Below are 16,924 nucleotides of genomic sequence, written 5' to 3' on the forward strand. Positions count from 1 at the left end.
TCCGGTGTCATTCAGGCCGGATGCCGAGGCCGCGGGCCACGGAGGTCCAGCGCTGCGCGTCATTGCGCACGAAGGCGACCAGCTCGGCGGGCCGGGTGGCCATCGGCTCGGCGCCGCGCGCGCGCAGGGCCGCGATGTAGCCGGGATCGTTGACTGCGCTGGCGGCCGCGGCGCGCAGCCGTTCGACCACTGCCTTGGGCGTCTGCGCCGGTGCCTGCAGCGAGAACCAGTATTTCAGGTCCACGTCGGGGTAGCCGGCCTCTTTCAGCGTCGGCACGTCGGGCAGCAGCGGCGAGCGCTGCGAGGCAGTGATTGCCAGCGGGCGCAGCTTGCCGCCCTGGATCTGGCCGATGCAGGTGGTAAATGAGTCGAAGACGAAATCCACCTGCCCCGCCATCACGTCGGTCAGCGCGGGTGAGCTGCCCTTGTACGGCACCGCCACCGCGCGGAAGCCGGCGGCCTTCTGCAGCAGCGCCCCGTAGATATGCGGCGAGGTGCCGGCGCCAAACGTGGCATAGGTGAGCCCGTTCGCGCTGTTCTTGCCAAGCCGGACCAGGTCGGCGAGCGACTTCACCGGCAGTCTGGCCGGATGCACCACCAGCACATTGGGCATCGCGGCCGTGGTCGCGATGGGGACGAAGTCGCGCGCAGGCTGGAAACGGGCCTGCGGGTACATCAGCGGATTGACCGCCTGCATGCCCACGGTGTTGTGCAGCAGCGTGTAGCCATCGGCCTCGCCATCCAGCACATTCTGCGCGCCAAGGTTGCCGCTGGCGCCGGGGCGGTTCTCGATCACCACGGGCTGGCCCAGCGCCTGGGACAGCGGCGTCGCCAGCAGCCGGGCGATGAAATCGGTGGGCCCGCCCGCGGCGAAGGGCACCACCAGCCGGATCGGCCGGCTGGGCCAGTCGCTGGCAAGGGCAGGCCGTGCCAGCGCGGCAGCGGCGGCGCCCAGCAGCAAAGTGCGTCGTCTTGGATTCATCCGGTGTCTCCTGAGCGGATATGAGCGAATTCGTGAGCCGATCATGGCAGCGCGCCAGCCATAAGTCCAAGACAGATACTGGATGCCTGATATAAGATTTCACGATACCCCGGGGACGCCCCCCGCTATTTCCGGAATCCAACCCATGGCAATGGACCTGCGCGCCCTGCGTGCCTTCATGGCTGTCGCTTCCGCCGGTTCCATCTCGCGGGCCGCCGAGCGCATCCACATCGCGCAGCCGGCGCTGAGCCTGCAGATTAAGAACCTGGAAGAAGAGCTGGGTACCGCGCTGTTCGAGCGCACGCCCCGCGGCGTCACGCCCACCGCCGCCGGCAACATGCTGCTGGCGCATGCGTCCGACATCCTGCGCCGTGTCGACGTGGCCTGCGAAGACATCCGCACCGCGGTGAAAGCGCCGCAGGGACGGGTGGCGGTCGGCCTGCCCCAGTCGCTGGCCAAGCTGGTGACGGTGCCGCTGGTGCGGCAGGTGGTCGCACGCTGGCCCGGGATCGACTTGCAGATCATCGAGCAGAGCACGGGCTATATCCCGCAGAACCTGCTCACCGGCCATATCGATATCGGCATGACCTTCGGCGCCGCGCCGGAGCCGGGGCTGCGCAGCGAGGTGCTGCTGGAGGAAGACTTGCTGCTGGTTGCCGCGCCGGGCCTGCTCTCGGGCTTCGGCGAAGGCCGCATCGCGCAGGCGATGGTGGTGACATTCGCCGAGCTGCCCGGCTTCCCGCTGGTCTTGCCCGCAGGCCTGCACGGCTTGCGCAGCCTGATCGACCACCACAGCGCCATGCACCGGACCGCGCTGAACGTGATCGCCGAGGTCAACGCGATCCCGGAACTGATCGCGCTGGCCGCGGCGGATGTCGGCTTCACCATCCTGTCACACGCGGCAGTGCAAGAGGAATGGCGCGCCGGGCAGGTGTCATGCGCACGCATCGTGCAGCCGGCCATGAGCCGGCAGGTCTGGATCTGCCGGTCGGCGACGATGCCGGTTTCGCTCGCCGCGAGCACGGTGTGGACGCAACTGGTGGACATCACCGCGGGGCTGGTCGACAACGGTGCCTGGCCAGCGCGTTCAGTCCACACGTCGGGCGCCTGAGCAAACCTGCCCCGTTCGGGCCATGATCTCGCCGCGCATTTCTCATCGTGAAAGCGTCGCTTGATCGCCATTGCGGGGAGCCATCACCGTCGCCTATCCTGTCCTAACCGACACGGCAAACTGTGCGGAACAAGACATAGCCGAACAAGACTGAACAATAACAAGGGGAAATTCCCCAAATGCGGGCTGATGCGACAAGCATGCGCTGTCCGCGCGATCGGCCTGACTGGAATCACGGGGTGAAACCATCGCACGCGGTGCCGTACCGGCCGTGAGCGGGATATTCCGTTGACAAAACATGGCCGATGCTTTCCTGTTCAGCAAGCCCTTCACGTTTCTCGCCTGTCCCGGCATGTCGGAAGTCAGGGCCGGCGTGGATGCACTTGAATCCCTGCCCGGACATATGTTCTGGCTCGAGAACGAGGACTTCATCCGGCACGTCCACGTGCCGGACTTCCTCGCGCAGAGCCGTGCCGCGCTCGAGGCTGTGATGCCCGGCGGCGCCGCGCTGGTCGACGCGAAGGCCGACGAGATCCGGCGCAGCACGCACCTCATCCCCGCCCTGCAGCGCCTTGGCCCGGAAGCGGCCGCTGCCGCCCACTCGTATTGCTACTGGCGCTATTCCGCTGACGTGCTCGGACGTTCGCAAGGCATTCCGCGCAGCGCGATCGAGCGCCAGTTCGACCGCGCGGTCGCGCCCCGCGACGGTGCGCACAAGCTGGAATGGATCTGTCCATGCTGCGATGGCCAGGCGCACTACCAGGTCGACGGACTGCTCGCGTCGCAACGCGCGGCACGGCAGGGTGGCTTCTCGGTGGAATGCCCCCATTGCGGGCATCGGGAGCGCCTGTATGCCGGCTTCCTGCACGCCGGCCGGCTGGAGTGTCACTGCAGCATCTGCACCGGCTTTATCCAGACCCTGGCAGGCCAGCTTGCCAGGCCCGCGCGCAAGCTGGCGGGCGGGCTGGAAGCGTTTGCCTGGAAGCATGCCGTCGATACCGTCGCGGAGATCCACGAACTGAAGGAAGCCGCCTTGCAGCGGCTGGCACGCGGCGACGCGCCCTCGGACAACGCGATGGCGTTCGCGCATGCCGTGCAGGCGGACGGCGAACGCCCCCTGCCTGACATCCTTTGCCAGATCGATCCCACGCTCGAAGGCCGGCTCGACAAGAACCCGCGGGTGTGGGCACTGCTGTGCGAGCTGCTGCAGGAAGGCGTGCTTGACTGCCAGTGCACGATCTACGACCAGGACAAGTGCCAGCAGGTCGCGCTGGAGCTTGCCTTGCTTGACGACGACCCGGCCTCGGCCAACCCGGCTGCCCACGACCAGCTCAATACGCTGCTGAAGGGCTACGCGCCATCGGAGCGCGACGCCTTCATTGGCTGGCTGCAGGCGATGAAGCGCTTGCGGCTGTGCGCGGCGCGTTTCAATGTCGCCGTCGACGTGGCATGGCGGCCCAGCGTGGAGCATTGCCGCATCGTGACCGCGCGGCAACCGGATGCCCCGGGCGCGGCGGTCTTTCATGCCAGCGCGCTGCCGCTATGGCAGCCCGTTCCGCGCATGCGTCGACCGGACCGGCCGGTTTACCTCGATGCCGAGCTGGAAGCGGTGCAGCTGCTGAAGGCGCTCGGGTATATCGTGTTCAGTCCGGAGGATATCCGCTCGCAACAGGACAACCTGGAAGACATCGCATAACGCAGTAACGCATTGACTTGCTGAAGCACGATATGGCCTCCGCTGAGCTGAAACTCGATCCTGCAACGGCGGCGCTCGTCCTGATCGACCTGCAATACGGCATCGTCGCCATGGACGTGCAGCCGCAGCCGGGCAGTGAGATCGTCGCCAGGGCGCGGCAACTCGCGGCGGCATTCCGCCGCGTGCAGGCACCCGTCGTGCTTGTCACCGTTGGCAATGCCCCCGACGGCAAGGATGCGCTTGCGCCTGCGCTCGACACACCCATTCCCGCGGGCCGCCGCGGCCCCGACTGGTCGACCCTGGTTGCCGAGCTGGACGCCCAGCCGACCGACCTGCGTGTCATGAAGCGCCAGTGGGGAGCCTTCTATGGCACCGACCTGGACCTGCAGTTGCGCCGCCGGGGCATCCGCAGCCTCGTGCTGGCCGGAATTTCCACCAACATTGGGGTGGAGTCGACCGCCCGCGACGCCTTCGAACGAGGCTATGACCAGGTATTCGTGACCGACGCGATGGGCTCGCCGTCCGCGGAAGCGCACGCCAATACGCTGAAATACACCTTCCCCCGGATCGGCCGCCTGCGGACCACCGACGAAGTCATCGCCGCGCTGCCGACCTGACCTGGCCGCCGGTTGCGGCCGACGGCAACGCCTCCTGGCGACGCCTCTTGCGATGGACGGCTTTGGGCACTAATCCTATGAAGGAAGCGTCCCCAAGGAGGCCCCATGGCGCAGTGCACAAAGTGCGGATGCGATAACCCCGCGGGCGCCAACTTTTGCCAGCAGTGCGGCAGCCCCCTCGCCCGCCAATGCCGCCGCTGCGGCCATGCCCTGGCGCCGGCGGCGCGCTTCTGCAGTGCATGCGGCGAACCTTGCGGCGACGTGGCGTCCGCTGCGCCCGGCGCGACCGGCATGCCCGGAATGCCGGGCTCTGCGGTCTCGCCCGTGTCTTATACGCCGCCCCACCTGGCAGAGCGCATCCGCAGCGAGCAGGCAGCGCTGGAAGCTCGCGGCGAGCCCGCCGGCGAGCGCAAGACCATCACCGTCCTGTTCGCTGACATGGCCGGGTCGACCGCCCTGATCCACGACCTTGACCCCGAGGACGCCCACCGGCTGATCACGCCGGTGATCGACCTGATGATGGAGGCGGTGCACTACTACGAGGGCTACGTTGCCAAGTCACTGGGCGACGGCATCCTGGCGCTGTTCGGCGCACCGATCGCCCACGAAGACCACCCACAGCGTGCGCTCTACGCCGCGCTGCGCATGCAGAAGGCAATGCAGCGGCACAGCGACCGGCTCAGGCTGGAGCAAGGCATCTCGCTGCAGATCCGGGTCGGCATCCACACCGGCGAAGTGGTGGTGCGCTCGATCCGCAAGGACGATCTGCACACCGACTACGATCCGGTCGGCCACACCATCCACATCGCGTCGCGGATGGAGACCATGGCGGCGCTCTCGTCGATCTTCGTCAGCGAATCGACACAACGGCTTGCCGAAGGCTATTTCGCCTTCAAGCCGCTGGGCGTTGCGCAGGTCAAGGGCATTCCCATGCCGCTGGCCGTCTACGAGCTGACCGGCATCGGGCCGCTGCGTACGCGCTTGCAGGTGGCGGCGCATCGGGGCCTGGCGTGCTTCGTCGGGCGCGACCGGGAACTGGAGACGCTGCAGCAGGCGCTGCAGCGGTCCGCGGCGGGACACGGGCAGATCGTTGCGGTGGTCGGCGAGGCCGGGGTCGGCAAGTCGCGGCTGTTCCATGAATTCAAGGCGCGTTCGCCCGGCAGCTGCCTGAAGCTGGAGACGTTCTCGGTGTCCCATGGCAAGGCCTTTGCCTACCTCCCGCTGATCGAGCTGGTGAAGAACTATTTCCAGATCGAAACCCACGATGACGAACGAAAGGCCCGCGAAAAGGTAGCGGGCCGCGTGGTGATGCTCGACCGGGGACTGGAAGACGTGCTGCCGTACCTGTTACACCTGCTCGGCATCAGCGAGCCCGGCTCGGCGTTGCCGAACATGGATCCGCTGATCCGGCGCCAGCGCACGTTCGAGGCAATCACCAGCCTGCTGGCGCGCGAGAGCCGCAACCAGCCGCTGGTGCTGTTGTTCGAGGACCTGCAATGGCTGGACAGCGAGACCGAAGCCTTCCTGGATGTTCTCGTCGACCGGCTTGCCGACGCCAGGATCCTGCTGTTGCTGAACTACCGGCCCGAATACCAGCATGGCTGGAGCCACATGGACTGCTACACGCCGCTGCGGCTCGACCCGCTGGGCCTTGCGGAAGCCGGGCAACTGCTCACCGCGCTGCTTGGCGACGATCCGGCGCTGGCGGACCTCAAGCGCCTGATCCTGGCGAAGACCGAGGGCAACCCCTTCTTCATGGAAGAAGTGGTGCAGACCTTGTGCGAGGAGAAGGCGCTGCTTGGCGAGCCCGGCCACTACCGCATCGAGAAGACACCCACGGCGCTGCATATCCCGACGACGGTACAGGGGGTGCTTGCCGCCCGCATCGACCGGCTGTCCCGTGCCGAGAAGGACTTGCTGCAAACCCTCGCCGTGATCGGCAAAGAGTTTTCGCTCAGCCTGATCCAGCGGGTGGTCGCGCAACCCGATGAGCAGTTGCGCCCGCTGCTAGCCCAGCTGGAGGCCGGGGAATTCATCTACGAACGGCCGGCGTTCCCCGACACCGAATACACCTTCAAGCACGCGCTGACCCAGGAAGTGGCCGGCAACAGCCTGCTCACGGAGCAGCGCACCGCGCTGCACCAGCGCACGGCCCAGGCGATCGAGGCGCTGTTCCAGAACCAGCTGAAGGACCACTACGGCGAACTGGCCCGGCACTACAGCCTCAGCGGCAATGACCCGAAAGCAGTGGAATACCTGCAGTACACCGGACAGCAGGCGGTCCAGCGCTCGGCCTACCACGAGGCGATCAGCCACCTGAATGCCGCGCTGGAATTGCTCGCCCGCCAGCCGGATACGCCGGAACGCGCACACCAGGAGCTCGCGCTGCGGCTGGCCATCGGGCCGGCGCTGACCGCCGCCCGGGGCTTTGCCGCAGCCGAGGTCGAGACCACCTACAGCCGCGCGCTTGCCCTGTGCGGCCAGGGCGGCGACACGCCGCAGCTGTTCCCGACGCTGGTCGGGCTGCGTACCTATTTTTCGCTGCGTGCGGAACATGCGAAGGCTTACCGGCTGGGCAAGCAGCTGCTGCGGCTGGCCGGGCACACGAACGATCCGGAGCTGTCGGGAGAAGCGCATGTCGCGCTCGGGATGACCGCGTATTACCTGGGAAGGTTCGGCATCGCGCGAACCCATCTGGGCGATGCCCTCGCACTCTATGGCGCAGGACCGCATCTCACCCATCTGAATGTCCATGGCGTGGATCCCGAAGTGCGCGCCCTGTCGATGTCAGCGCTTGTGCTCTGGGCGCTTGGCTACCCGGACCAGGGCATCCAGTGCGCGCAGGACGGCCTGGCGCTGGCGCGGCAGCTATCCCATCCCTTCAGCCTGGCGCATGCCCTGTGCCAGGCCGCGGAACTGCACCAGTTCCGCCGCGAGCCCGAACTCACGCAGGAATACGCCGACGCCACCATCACGCTGTCGACCGAGCAGGGTTTCCCGCTCTGGCGCGCATGGACGACCATCCTTCGCGGCTGGGCGCTGGCGGAACAGGGGCAGCAACAGGCAGGCATCGCGCTGATGCATGAAGGGCTGGACGCCTATCACGCGACGGGTGCAGTGCTGGGGAATTCGCATTTCCAGTGCCTGCTGGCACACGCCTACGGACGCCAGGGACAATGGCAGGCGGGGCTGGACGCGCTTGCAGTGGCGAAATCCGCGGTGGATCAGACCGGGGAGCACTATTGCGAGGCGGAATGGCACCGTCTCAACGGCGTATTGGCACGGCAACGTTCCGCTGCCGGGGAGCGGCCTGAAGGCGAGGCGGAAGCGGAAGCGTGCTTCCACAAGGCGATCGAAGTGGCTCGCCACCAGCATGCCAGGTCGCTGGAATTGCGCGCCGCCCTGGATCTGGCGCAGCTATGGCGACAGCAAGGGAAGGAGCAAGCCGCCATCCAGTTGCTGGCGGGCATCCGGAACGGCTTGACGGAAGGCTTCGACAGCACGGACTTGCAGGCCATGTCTGCGTATCGTTGATGCCATGCAAACGTCCCGATTGCGGGAGCAGGCAGGCGCCGCGACCTTCACGATCCTGTTGGGCGCCTTCGACCGCCACAACTTCGGCGACCTGCTGCTCGCGCATGTGGTGCGGCGCATGGTCGGCCAGCGCGGCCCCGGTGACAGGCTCTGTTACGCAGGCCTTGCCGAGCGCGACCTGAGGCGCCTTGGCGGCCATCGGGTCCACGCGCTGGCGCGACTGACCGCCACCGTGGGCGACGCCGCCGTCGACGTCATCCACGTGGGCGGCGAGATCCTGACGTGCTCGCCGTGGGAAGCCGCCGTGATGCTGCTGCCTCCCGCGCAGGCCGGTGCAGTGGTAGCGCGGCTCGATAGCCGGCCGCGCGAGCGCACGGCATGGGCGCGGCAGCAACTGGGCGTGCCGGACCTTGTTCCCTACCTGTTGCCCGCCAGCCTGTTTGCCAACCTCAGGCGCGTGATTGTCCACGCAGCCGGCGGCATTGATCTTGGATCGGTCGAGCCCGGCATGCGGGCCGAGGTGGTGGCCAAGCTCGGCGCCGCTACCAGCGTCGGCGTAAGAGACCGGCAAACCCGATCCGTGCTCGCCGCAAACGGCATCGATTGCCGCCTGGAGCCGGATCCGGCGGTGCTGGTGGCCGAGCTGTTCGGCGATCGCATCCGCCGGCGCGCCGGCCACGGCGAATGCGCGCGCATCGGGCCGGCTTTCCCGGGCGGATACCTGGCGGTGCAGTGCAGCGCCGATTTTGGCGACGACGCAACGCTGTCGCAACTGGCCTCCCAACTCGAATGCGTCGCCCGCGACAGGCACCTGGGCGTGGTGCTGTTCCGCGCCGGTGCCGCGCCATGGCATGACGACCTGGCTTGCTACCAACGCCTTGCCGCGCGCTTGCGCGGCGCGCCCGTCGCGATCTTTGGCTCGCTCGACCTGTGGGACATCTGCGCGTTGATCGCGCACAGCCAGGGCTTCATCGGCAGCAGCCTGCACGGCGCCATTGTCGCGGGCGCCTTTGCCCTGCCGAGGCTGGGCCTGCTGCGGCCCGCGCAATTGCCGGGAGCCAGCAAGCAGGTTGCGTTCGCCGCGGCCTGGGGCGCGGCCGGCGCGCCAGCGGCCGTCCCCGTAGAGACGCTTGCCGCGGGCATGGACACGGTGTTGGCAATCCCGTCCGCACAGCGCAGGGACCTGGCACGCGAATGGGCCGCCGCATGCCGGGCGGCATTCAGGCTGGTTCAGGGGTGCTGACAGGGCCGGCCCAACGCAAAACGGCGCGACAGGGCAGTTGCCCCATCGCGCCGTCGACCCTTGCGGGCAGCAGGCTCAGTGCCCGGCGCTCTGGCCGCCGTCGACATGCAGGATCTCTCCCGTCACGAACGGCGCACCGTCAAGATACAGCACGGCATCGGCGATATCGCGCATTTCCCCCATATGCCCCACCGGATGCAGCGCGCCCAGCGCCTCATGCGTTTCCGGCGCATGCATCGGCGACTTGATGATGCCGGGCGACACCGCGTTGGCGCGGATGCCGGACTTCGCATACTCGATCGCCAGCGATTTCGTCGCCGCGTTCAGCCCGCCCTTGGTCAGCGAGGCCAGCACCGACGGCACGCCGCTGATCGCATGGTCAACCAGGCTGGTCGTGATGCTGACCACATGGCCGCTGCGCTGCTTCTCCATTTCGGCAATGGCCAGCTGCGTGATATGGAAGAAGCCCGTCAGGTTGATACCTGTGACGTCGGCATAGTCCTCGTCGGTATAGCTGGTGAACGGCTTGGCAACGAAGATTCCGGCGTTGTTGACCAGCGTATCCACGCGGCCGAACTTAGCCACGGCCTCCGCGATGACGCGGCGCGCGGTGGACGGATCGGCGATATCGCCGGCGACCGTCAGGATATCCTGGTCGTCGGACGGCTTGATGCTGCGGGCCGTGGCGACCACGCGGTGGCCGCGTTCGCGGAATGCCTTGACCAGTTCCGCGCCGATGCCTTGCGATGCGCCGGTGATGACGACAACCTTCTGTGCTGCACTCATTTTGTAACCTCGATGTCTGTTGACTCGGCTTTCGGGCCGATCGGGCCGACGGCTCCGATGGGCTCAAATCTAGGAGAACCGTCCCGCGATTCGAAGACCTCCACGGAACAAACAGTTATGCACGCGCGGAACAAATGGCGCCGGGAACACCGTGCCGAATCGGCGAGACGTCGACTCCCGGCCGCTTTTCCGCCCGGTAGATTGCCGCCATCGACTTCTGGCAAAGGCCCACATATGATGGCGACACCGCTTCCCGCCCCCCCATGCACCGCCTGATCCGATCCGATGAAAAGGCAATTCGATGACCTCCAGCTCGGCAGCATCGAGCTGTTCTGCCTGGCTGCCGAGCTGGGCAGCTTTACCGCCGCCGCGGTCGCGGCCGGCGTGACGCCGCCAGCGGTCAGCCGTACCGTGCAGCGGCTGGAGGAACGGCTGGGGGTACGCCTGTTCGTGCGCACCACGCGGCAGATCCGCCTGACCGACGAAGGACGGCTGTATTTCGAGCAAAGCCGGGGCGCACTGGCGCAGCTGCTGGACGCGGAGCGGCAAATCAGCGGCCAGCGCGCGGCGCCCGCGGGCCGGCTGCGGATCAGCTTGCCGACGCCTTATGCCCACTACCGCGTGCTGCCGATCCTGCCGGCGTTCCGGGCGCAATACCCGGAAGTCGAGGTCGACGTGCATATCAGTAACCGCAACGTCGATTTCGCGGACGACACCTATGACCTGTCGGTGCGCGGCCGCGCACCGGACGACTCGAACCTGATCGCGCGCAAGCTGGAAGATGCCGAGCTGGTGGTCGTGGCCACGCCCGCCTACCTGCAGCGCGCCGGCACGCCCAGGTCACTGGAAGACCTGCTCAGGCATGAATGCATCCAGTTCGAACGCCCCAGCAGCGGCCGGCGCATTCCCTGGACCTTTCGCATCAATGGCGAAGACACCGATATCGCCACCACCGGCGGCTATGCGGCGACCGAAGACATCCTTGGCGGGGCCACGCTGGTGCGCGCCGGGGCGGGCCTGTTCCAGACCTACCGCTTCGTCGTGGAACAGGACCTGCGCGACGGCACGCTGGTGGAAGTGTTGCAGGAATTCAGCGGCAGCACGCGTCCCTTCGTGCTGCTTTACCCATCGGCCCGGCACGTGACGCGCCGCGTGCGGGTCTTCGTCGATTTCCTGGTCGAGAAATTTTCCGCATAGACGGGCGCGCCGCGCTCATGCAGGCTTGACCTGCGCGATGACCACGAGGATCACCGCTGCATTGGCGGGCTGCTGGAAGTGCGAGGCAATGGTCCGTGCATGGCCGGCCTTGTCTCCCAGCACGTCGCGGAACAGGTCGGAAGCGCCGTCGAGGACCGCCGGCTGGTCGAACCAGCCCGGCGCACCGGCAATATGGCCGTCGACGCGAACGATATGGTCCAGGCGCTCGAAGCCACCCAGGTAGGCATCGATCTGCGCCAGCACGTTGAGCGCCGCGAGTTCGGCGGCAAGCTTGCCCTGCTCGACCGTCAAGTCCTTGCCGATCTGGCCTTGCCAGGCTACCTTGCCGTCCTGCAACGGCAACTGGCCGGAGATGAAGAGCAGGTCCCCCGCCTGGCTGACGGCGGTATAGCTTCCCAGCGGTTGCGGGGGGCGCGGCAGCACGAGGCCGCGCGCCGCAAGTCGTTCATGTACGGACATCATGTATTCCAGTCAGGTCGGGGGTGCTGTCAACGGGCAGGGGTGCCGCACGGCTGGCCTCGGTGGCGGCAGCAGTCTTCGGCCTCCTCCTTTCAGGCTCACTTTAGGTGCGCGTTGGCTGGAAATACAGGCACTGGCGGGAACAGGAATAGAAACGTCACGGAACAAGTCCGCCGGCCCTGCCCGGGCACGTCAGGTTTCATGGACTTGTTCGAGCGCAGCCGGGCCCGTTCGGCCGCTTCGCTAACGAAGGGGCCGAACGGGTCCGGTGGCCTGCAACTGCCAATGTCTCGGCCGCATCGAAACTTCGGCCATGCCCGCGGTTCTAATTTTTGTATGCTAAGCAAATTGTCTGCCAATCGGCGCACCCTCTGGTTCTGGGCTGCAGTCGGCACCGTGGCGGTGCTGGTCGCATTGGTCGTCCTGTCGCCGCCCTTCAAGGACTTCGCCGACCAGGCCATCGACTGGGCCCAGGCGACGATAGAACAGCACCCCGGGGCGGGCGCCCTGGTCTTCTTCCTGTTCTCGGCCGTATCCGCCATGCTCGCCTTCGCCTCGAGCGTGGTCCTGGTGCCGCCGGCCAGCGCAGTATGGGGCAAGCCCCTCACAGTCCTTCTGCTCTGGGGTGGCTGGGTGCTGGGCGCTGTTGCTGCCTATGGCATCGGCCGGCTCGCCTACCCATTTCTTGCCCGCAGCGGTTACGCGGACAAGCTGGCGAAGTACCAGGACTACGTGTCGCAGCGCATGAAATTCTGGGCAGTGCTGTTGTTCTGCATCGCGGTGCCGTCGGAAATTCCCGGCTATCTCTTCGGCACGATGCGCTACCCCTTTCCGAAGTTCCTGGGGGCTATCGGCATCGCCGAAGCGGGCTATGCGATCGGCATCGTCGTCGCGGGCGAGAGCCTGGCAGTCGACCGGCCCCTGCCCTTCCTCATCGCCGTCGGCATCCTGGCGATCGTCGCGGTGCTCGCGGGCCTGGCGCTGCGTACGGCCAGGAAGCACAAGTCTGGTGGCCTGCGCAGGCGCTGAGGCCGCCTGTTGCGCGGTCTGAAGGGGCGTTCCCGTTGGGTTGGGTCGGGTCAGGTCTACGGGTCGTTGCGGACAGTCCCCGGGTGACGATAGGATTACCGGCACAAAAGACGTACGCTGACGAGCCGATTCCCTGACCCACACACGGAGACACGCCTTGACCACGAAATATCGATTCGCCTTGGGCCTGCTGGCCACGGCAAGCCTGATCGCCGCTACGCCGGCCTGTGCACAAGGGCAATGGCCGAACAAACCCATCCGCTTTGTCGTGCCTTTCGCAGCGGGCGGCGCCAATGACCTGATGGCGCGCGCCGCGGCCGAGGGCGCTTCCAAGGAACTGGGCCAGACCGTACTGGTTGAGAACCGGCCGGGCGCCGGTGGCACCGTCGGCGCGGACATGGTGGCCAAGAGCAAGCCCGATGGCTACACCTTCCTGATCAGCGCCGCCGGTGTCATTTCCAACAGCATGATCAAGAAGTCGATCCCGTTCAAGGACGACGACCTGGTGCCCGTCGCCATGATAGGCCTCGCGCCATCAGTGATCGTCGTGCCGAAGAACGCGCCCTACAAGGACCTGCGCGACTTTGTCGAGGCCTCGAAGAAAGGGAACGGCTTCAACTTCGCCACCGCGGGGACTGGCAGCACGCCCCACTTCGTCGCCGAGATCCTCAACGTAAAGTACGGCGCGAAGCTGCAGCCGGTGCCGTACAAGAGCGGGTCGGAGAGCACCACGGCAGTGCTGGGCGGACAGGTGGAAGGCACGTCCGAGGCCAGTATCATCGCGCTCCCGCATATCCTGCACGAAGGCAAGTTCAAGGCACTGGCGACCACGTGGACGCAACGCATATCGGCCTACCCCCAGCTCTCAACCGCCGTCGAGCAAGGCTTTCCGGACTTGCAGATCGCCCACTGGGCCGGTATCCACGCGCCGAAGGGAACGCCCAACGCCATCCTCGACAAGGTCGCCGCGGCCGTCGACAAGGCCATGAAAGATCCGGATGCCTCGGCAAAGCTCAAGGCCGTGGGCATCGAACCCATCGGCGGCACCCGCGCGGACTTTGTGAAGTTCGTCAGCGCGGAACGGAAGCGACTGGGCGAGATCGTCAAGGCGGCCAGGATGCAGGAGAAGTGATGGCTGCGCAGGCCATCGCCATGGCCTGCACCATCAGGCATCGGCGGACGAAGAACGCTTCGCGCGTGGGGCGCTAATAGGCCAGCTTCGGCATGAACTGCTCACGCCCCTCGGGCGTCATGTCGAGCAGGCCCCAGAGCGCACTGACAGCATCGCCGGAGCGGTGGTCGATGCCAGGTTCCGATGGCGCCCAGGTAAGATCGCTGCCCCAGAAATGGCGGACCTTGCCATTGTCGAGACGAAATACGTTGAACGCGGTATCGTCCCATTCCTCGCCGGGCTTGCCGCCGCGCAACGCCCGAATCTCCGCCGGCAGTTTCGTCGAGTCTCCGAAATAGTCGGCGTCGAAGCTGTTGCCTGCGGTCGAGAGGAACTGAAGATGCGCCCATCCCCGTTCGCGCGCCCACGCGACCAGCCGCGCGATCGGCGACTTGGCGACGATATAGAGCGCGGCGCGCTGGCCGACATGCCTGGCCGCGCCGTTGACGGAGTCGAGCAACAACGTGCACATCGGGCACGGCGTGTCGCGGTCCGGGCCGTACATGAAGCTGTACAGGATCAGGGTGCGATGCGGGCCGAACAGGCCGGACATTGCGACCTGTTCGGGCATGCCGTTCGGGCCGATCCGCTCGAACACGTAGTCCTGCGGCACTTCGCCGCCCGGCGGCAGCGCGCGGCGCTGCGCTGCGACAGCCTCGATATGCCTGCGCAACGCAATTTCCTCGTCAACCAGCGCGTTGCGGGCCTTGCGGTATTCGGCGCTTTCGTTGGGATAAGTGATGTGCGACATGCCCGTCTCCTGCGGTTTGCTGCCAGTTAGTCAGCAAACGCCCGGATCGGTTCGCGCTTTGCCCGTTCGGGAGAACTCACCACCAGTGCGCCGCCGGTGCCGCGGGATTCACGTGGCCATCGCCGCAATGATCGTGCCCAGGATGCGCATGCCTTGCAGGATCTGCGCGGTCGTCAGGCTCGCATAACCCAGCACCAGTCCCGGCGGTCGCGTGCGGACCTGCGACCGCGGCATGGCAAACAGCGGCGATAACGGATAAATGCCCACCTCCTTCTTCCGCGCGGCAGCCGCCAGCGCCGCTTCGTCCCGCGGGCGCAACGACGGCAGCCACAGCACCACATGGAGGCCGGCCGCCGTGCCGCTGACCTGCGCATCCGCCGGAAGGAAGCGGGCAATGCCATCCAGCAACGCCGCACGGCGGCGCTCGTTCTCCCGGCGCATGCGCCGCACATGGCGTTCGTAGGCGCCGCTCTCGATCAGCGCGGCCAGCACGCGCTGCTCCAGCACCGGCGCATGGCGGTCGGCCAGCCGCTTGGCCTGCCGGAACACCGGCACCAGTTCGGCAGGAAGCACCATGTAACCGAGCCGCAGCTGTGGCGACAGGGCCTTGGAGAGGGTGCCAACGTAGATCACGCGGGCGTCGGTGTCGATCGACTGCAGCGTGTCGATCGGGCGCTGGCCATAACGGAACTCGCCGTCGTAGTCGTCTTCGACGATCCAGGCATCGTGGCGCCGTGCCCATTGCAGCAATTCCATGCGCCGGCCGACGGGCAGCACCCCGCCCAGCGGGAACTGGTGCGATGGCGTCACGTATGCCAGGCGGACACGCTCGTCCTGCGGCAGGCTGGCGGTATCCAGGCCGTGTTCGTCCACGGGCGTGGGCAGGCACGTGGCGCCGGTCGCCGCGAAGCAGCACCGGGCCATCAGGTAGCCGGGATCTTCAAAGGCGAAGGCATCGCCGGCATCGAGCAGCAGCCGCGCGCACAGGTCGATGGCCTGTTGCGAGCCATTCACCACCACGATCTGCCCAGGCTCGCAGGCAAGCCCGCGAGCCCGTCGCAGATAGCCCTGGAGAGCGCGGCGCAGCGCAGGATCGCCTTCCGGCGCCGCATAGTAGAGGCCGTCCTGCTGGCGCAGCAGTTCGGCCTGGTAGGCGCGCCGCCATGCCAGCGTGGGGAAATCCCGGGACGCCACCGCGCCATAGCGGAAATCGAAACGCAGCGGTTCCGCGTCGGGGAGCGCCGGCATGCCGATGTCTGCCAGCCGGCGTCCAAACCGGGACAGCGGCAAATGGGAAGCAAGGCGCGGCGTCCCGGCCGAAGCGGGAAGCGCCGGCGCCGCCAGCGCGCTGGCAACCCGCGCCGCGCGCCCCGCCGACGTGACGAGAAAGCCTTCGGCCGCCAGCTGCTCGTAGGCGGCGGTGACCGTGGTGCGGGAAACGGCCAGCTCCGCCGCCAGCGCCCGCGTGGACGGTGCCGGCGCGCCAGGCGGCAGAGAGCCGTCCGCGATCTGAGCACGCAGCAGGTCGTAGATGCGGCGCCCCGCGCCGGTCGCGCCCGGTCGCGTGCCGCCCGGCGGCCGAAACTGGCCCATAAAGAATCCTGGAAACTGGACCTTCCGATTGTGCCAGTTACAGGCGACAGTATCTACGACGCCAAGCCCCCTTTCGCCCCATTCCCATGTACATCCCCGCTCACTTCGCCGAAACCCGCTCCGAAGAACTTGCGCGCATCATCCGCGCGCACCCGCTCGGCATGCTGGTCAGCCAGGCAAACGGCACGCTGGACGCCGACCACATTCCGTTCGAGTTCGACGCCGACGCGGGACCACACGGCGTGCTCTGCGCCCACGTGGCGCGCGCCAACCCGGTCTGGCAGCGTTGCCCGGCCGGCACGCCGGTCATGGTCGTCTTTCGCGGCGCCGAGGCCTACATCTCGCCAAACTGGTACCCGAGCAAGCATGAGACGCACCGCCAGGTGCCGACCTGGAACTACGAGGTGGTACATGCGCACGGCACGCTGACCGTGCATGATGACGAACGCTTCGTCCGGCGCATCGTCGCACGCCTGACGCGCCGGCACGAAGCGGACGAATCCCGGCCGTGGAAGATGGGCGATTCCGCGCCCGAATTCATCGACAGCATGCTGCGCAATATCGTCGGCATCGAGATCGCCGTCACTTCGCTGCAGGGCAAGGTCAAGCTGAGCCAGAACCGGGAAGCGCGCGACCGGCTGGGTGCCGCGGAATCGCTCGAAGCGCGGGGACACGGAAAACTCGCGCAATCCATGCGTCGGGCCGGGTAAGGCAAGCATAAAAAGGCGAGCCGT

At 67.0% G+C, this 16,924-nt stretch carries 14 protein-coding genes; 9 read left to right on the forward strand and 5 right to left on the reverse strand.

Annotation, left to right across the window (positions count from 1 at the left end; translation table 11 throughout):
- Window positions 1-7 precede the first annotated feature (7 nt).
- Complete coding sequence (locus J8I82_RS05970) at window positions 8-982, reverse strand: Bug family tripartite tricarboxylate transporter substrate binding protein (protein ID WP_209755310.1); 975 nt, start codon at window positions 980-982, stop codon at window positions 8-10.
- A gap of 145 nt (window positions 983-1,127) precedes the next feature.
- Between J8I82_RS05970 and J8I82_RS05975 the strand changes: the two genes are divergently transcribed.
- The 5 genes from J8I82_RS05975 (at window position 1,128) to J8I82_RS05995 (ending at window position 9,183) form a co-directional block, all read left to right on the forward strand.
- Complete coding sequence (locus J8I82_RS05975; protein WP_209755312.1) at window positions 1,128-2,093, forward strand: LysR family transcriptional regulator; 966 nt, start codon at window positions 1,128-1,130, stop codon at window positions 2,091-2,093.
- A 298-nt stretch (window positions 2,094-2,391) separates the two neighbouring features.
- The gene (locus J8I82_RS05980) at window positions 2,392-3,789 is read left to right on the forward strand and encodes a hypothetical protein (RefSeq protein ID WP_209755314.1); all 1,398 of its coding nucleotides are present in this window, start codon (window positions 2,392-2,394) and stop codon (window positions 3,787-3,789) included.
- Window positions 3,790-3,821: 32 nt separating this feature from the next.
- A complete protein-coding gene (locus J8I82_RS05985; protein WP_209755583.1) occupies window positions 3,822-4,406 on the forward strand; it encodes a hydrolase in 585 nt (194 codons plus the stop codon).
- A 105-nt stretch (window positions 4,407-4,511) separates the two neighbouring features.
- Window positions 4,512-7,940 carry an adenylate/guanylate cyclase domain-containing protein gene (locus J8I82_RS05990; protein WP_209755317.1) on the forward strand — a complete coding sequence of 1,143 codons (3,429 nt, stop codon included), beginning with the start codon at window positions 4,512-4,514 and terminating at the stop codon, window positions 7,938-7,940.
- Between the two features lie 4 nt (window positions 7,941-7,944).
- Window positions 7,945-9,183, forward strand: coding sequence for a polysaccharide pyruvyl transferase family protein (locus J8I82_RS05995; protein ID WP_209755319.1), 1,239 nt, complete (start codon window positions 7,945-7,947; stop codon window positions 9,181-9,183).
- 75 nt (window positions 9,184-9,258) lie between these two features.
- Here the strand turns inward: J8I82_RS05995 and J8I82_RS06000 are convergent, their stop codons facing one another.
- On the reverse strand, window positions 9,259-9,969 hold the full coding sequence (locus J8I82_RS06000) for an SDR family NAD(P)-dependent oxidoreductase (protein WP_209755321.1): 711 nt from the start codon (window positions 9,967-9,969) through the stop codon (window positions 9,259-9,261).
- Between the two features lie 285 nt (window positions 9,970-10,254).
- Here J8I82_RS06000 and J8I82_RS06005 point away from each other — a divergent pair, with 285 nt between their 5' ends.
- Window positions 10,255-11,166: a LysR family transcriptional regulator gene (locus J8I82_RS06005; protein WP_209755323.1), complete on the forward strand. Its 912-nt coding sequence runs from the start codon at window positions 10,255-10,257 to the stop codon at window positions 11,164-11,166.
- Window positions 11,167-11,181: 15 nt separating this feature from the next.
- On the opposite strand, the gene J8I82_RS06010 is transcribed toward J8I82_RS06005, so the two are convergent.
- Window positions 11,182-11,646, reverse strand: coding sequence for a RidA family protein (locus J8I82_RS06010; RefSeq protein WP_209755586.1), 465 nt, complete (start codon window positions 11,644-11,646; stop codon window positions 11,182-11,184).
- Between the two features lie 396 nt (window positions 11,647-12,042).
- On the opposite strand from J8I82_RS06010, the gene J8I82_RS06015 reads away from it, so the two are divergent.
- Both J8I82_RS06015 and J8I82_RS06020 read left to right on the forward strand, forming a co-directional pair.
- On the forward strand, window positions 12,043-12,675 hold the full coding sequence (locus J8I82_RS06015; protein ID WP_284182968.1) for a TVP38/TMEM64 family protein: 633 nt from the start codon (window positions 12,043-12,045) through the stop codon (window positions 12,673-12,675).
- Window positions 12,676-12,856: 181 nt separating this feature from the next.
- Window positions 12,857-13,807, forward strand: coding sequence for a Bug family tripartite tricarboxylate transporter substrate binding protein (locus J8I82_RS06020; protein ID WP_245179494.1), 951 nt, complete (start codon window positions 12,857-12,859; stop codon window positions 13,805-13,807).
- Between the two features lie 73 nt (window positions 13,808-13,880).
- Here the strand turns inward: J8I82_RS06020 and J8I82_RS06025 are convergent, their stop codons facing one another.
- Both J8I82_RS06025 and pdxR read right to left on the reverse strand, forming a co-directional pair.
- Window positions 13,881-14,597: a DUF899 family protein gene (locus J8I82_RS06025; RefSeq protein WP_209755329.1), complete on the reverse strand. Its 717-nt coding sequence runs from the start codon at window positions 14,595-14,597 to the stop codon at window positions 13,881-13,883.
- Window positions 14,598-14,705: 108 nt separating this feature from the next.
- Window positions 14,706-16,190 (reverse strand): MocR-like pyridoxine biosynthesis transcription factor PdxR, encoded by a 1,485-nt coding sequence (gene pdxR / locus J8I82_RS06030; RefSeq protein ID WP_209755332.1) that lies wholly within the window; start codon window positions 16,188-16,190, stop codon window positions 14,706-14,708.
- An 86-nt stretch (window positions 16,191-16,276) separates the two neighbouring features.
- On the opposite strand from pdxR, the gene J8I82_RS06035 reads away from it, so the two are divergent.
- Window positions 16,277-16,900 (forward strand): FMN-binding negative transcriptional regulator, encoded by a 624-nt coding sequence (locus J8I82_RS06035; protein ID WP_209755334.1) that lies wholly within the window; start codon window positions 16,277-16,279, stop codon window positions 16,898-16,900.
- Window positions 16,901-16,924: the final 24 nt, after the last annotated feature.

Source organism: Cupriavidus consociatus, assembly GCF_017814975.1.
In the GTDB taxonomy this organism is placed as follows: Bacteria; Pseudomonadota; Gammaproteobacteria; order Burkholderiales; family Burkholderiaceae; genus Cupriavidus; species Cupriavidus consociatus.

Bases quoted from the DNA above. Each gene is read 5' to 3' on its own strand.
- J8I82_RS05970 (WP_209755310.1), bottom strand. From the start codon at position 982: ATGAATCCAAGACGACGCACTTTGCTGCTGGGCGCCGCCGCTGCCGCG.
- J8I82_RS05975 (WP_209755312.1), top strand. From the start codon at position 1,128: ATGGCAATGGACCTGCGCGCCCTGCGTGCCTTCATGGCTGTCGCTTCC.
- J8I82_RS05980 (WP_209755314.1), top strand. From the start codon at position 2,392: ATGGCCGATGCTTTCCTGTTCAGCAAGCCCTTCACGTTTCTCGCCTGT.
- J8I82_RS05985 (WP_209755583.1), top strand. From the start codon at position 3,822: ATGGCCTCCGCTGAGCTGAAACTCGATCCTGCAACGGCGGCGCTCGTC.
- J8I82_RS05990 (WP_209755317.1), top strand. From the start codon at position 4,512: ATGGCGCAGTGCACAAAGTGCGGATGCGATAACCCCGCGGGCGCCAAC.
- J8I82_RS05995 (WP_209755319.1), top strand. From the start codon at position 7,945: ATGCAAACGTCCCGATTGCGGGAGCAGGCAGGCGCCGCGACCTTCACG.
- J8I82_RS06000 (WP_209755321.1), bottom strand. From the start codon at position 9,969: ATGAGTGCAGCACAGAAGGTTGTCGTCATCACCGGCGCATCGCAAGGC.
- J8I82_RS06005 (WP_209755323.1), top strand. From the start codon at position 10,255: ATGAAAAGGCAATTCGATGACCTCCAGCTCGGCAGCATCGAGCTGTTC.
- J8I82_RS06010 (WP_209755586.1), bottom strand. From the start codon at position 11,646: ATGTCCGTACATGAACGACTTGCGGCGCGCGGCCTCGTGCTGCCGCGC.
- J8I82_RS06025 (WP_209755329.1), bottom strand. From the start codon at position 14,597: ATGTCGCACATCACTTATCCCAACGAAAGCGCCGAATACCGCAAGGCC.
- pdxR (WP_209755332.1), bottom strand. From the start codon at position 16,190: ATGGGCCAGTTTCGGCCGCCGGGCGGCACGCGACCGGGCGCGACCGGC.
- J8I82_RS06035 (WP_209755334.1), top strand. From the start codon at position 16,277: ATGTACATCCCCGCTCACTTCGCCGAAACCCGCTCCGAAGAACTTGCG.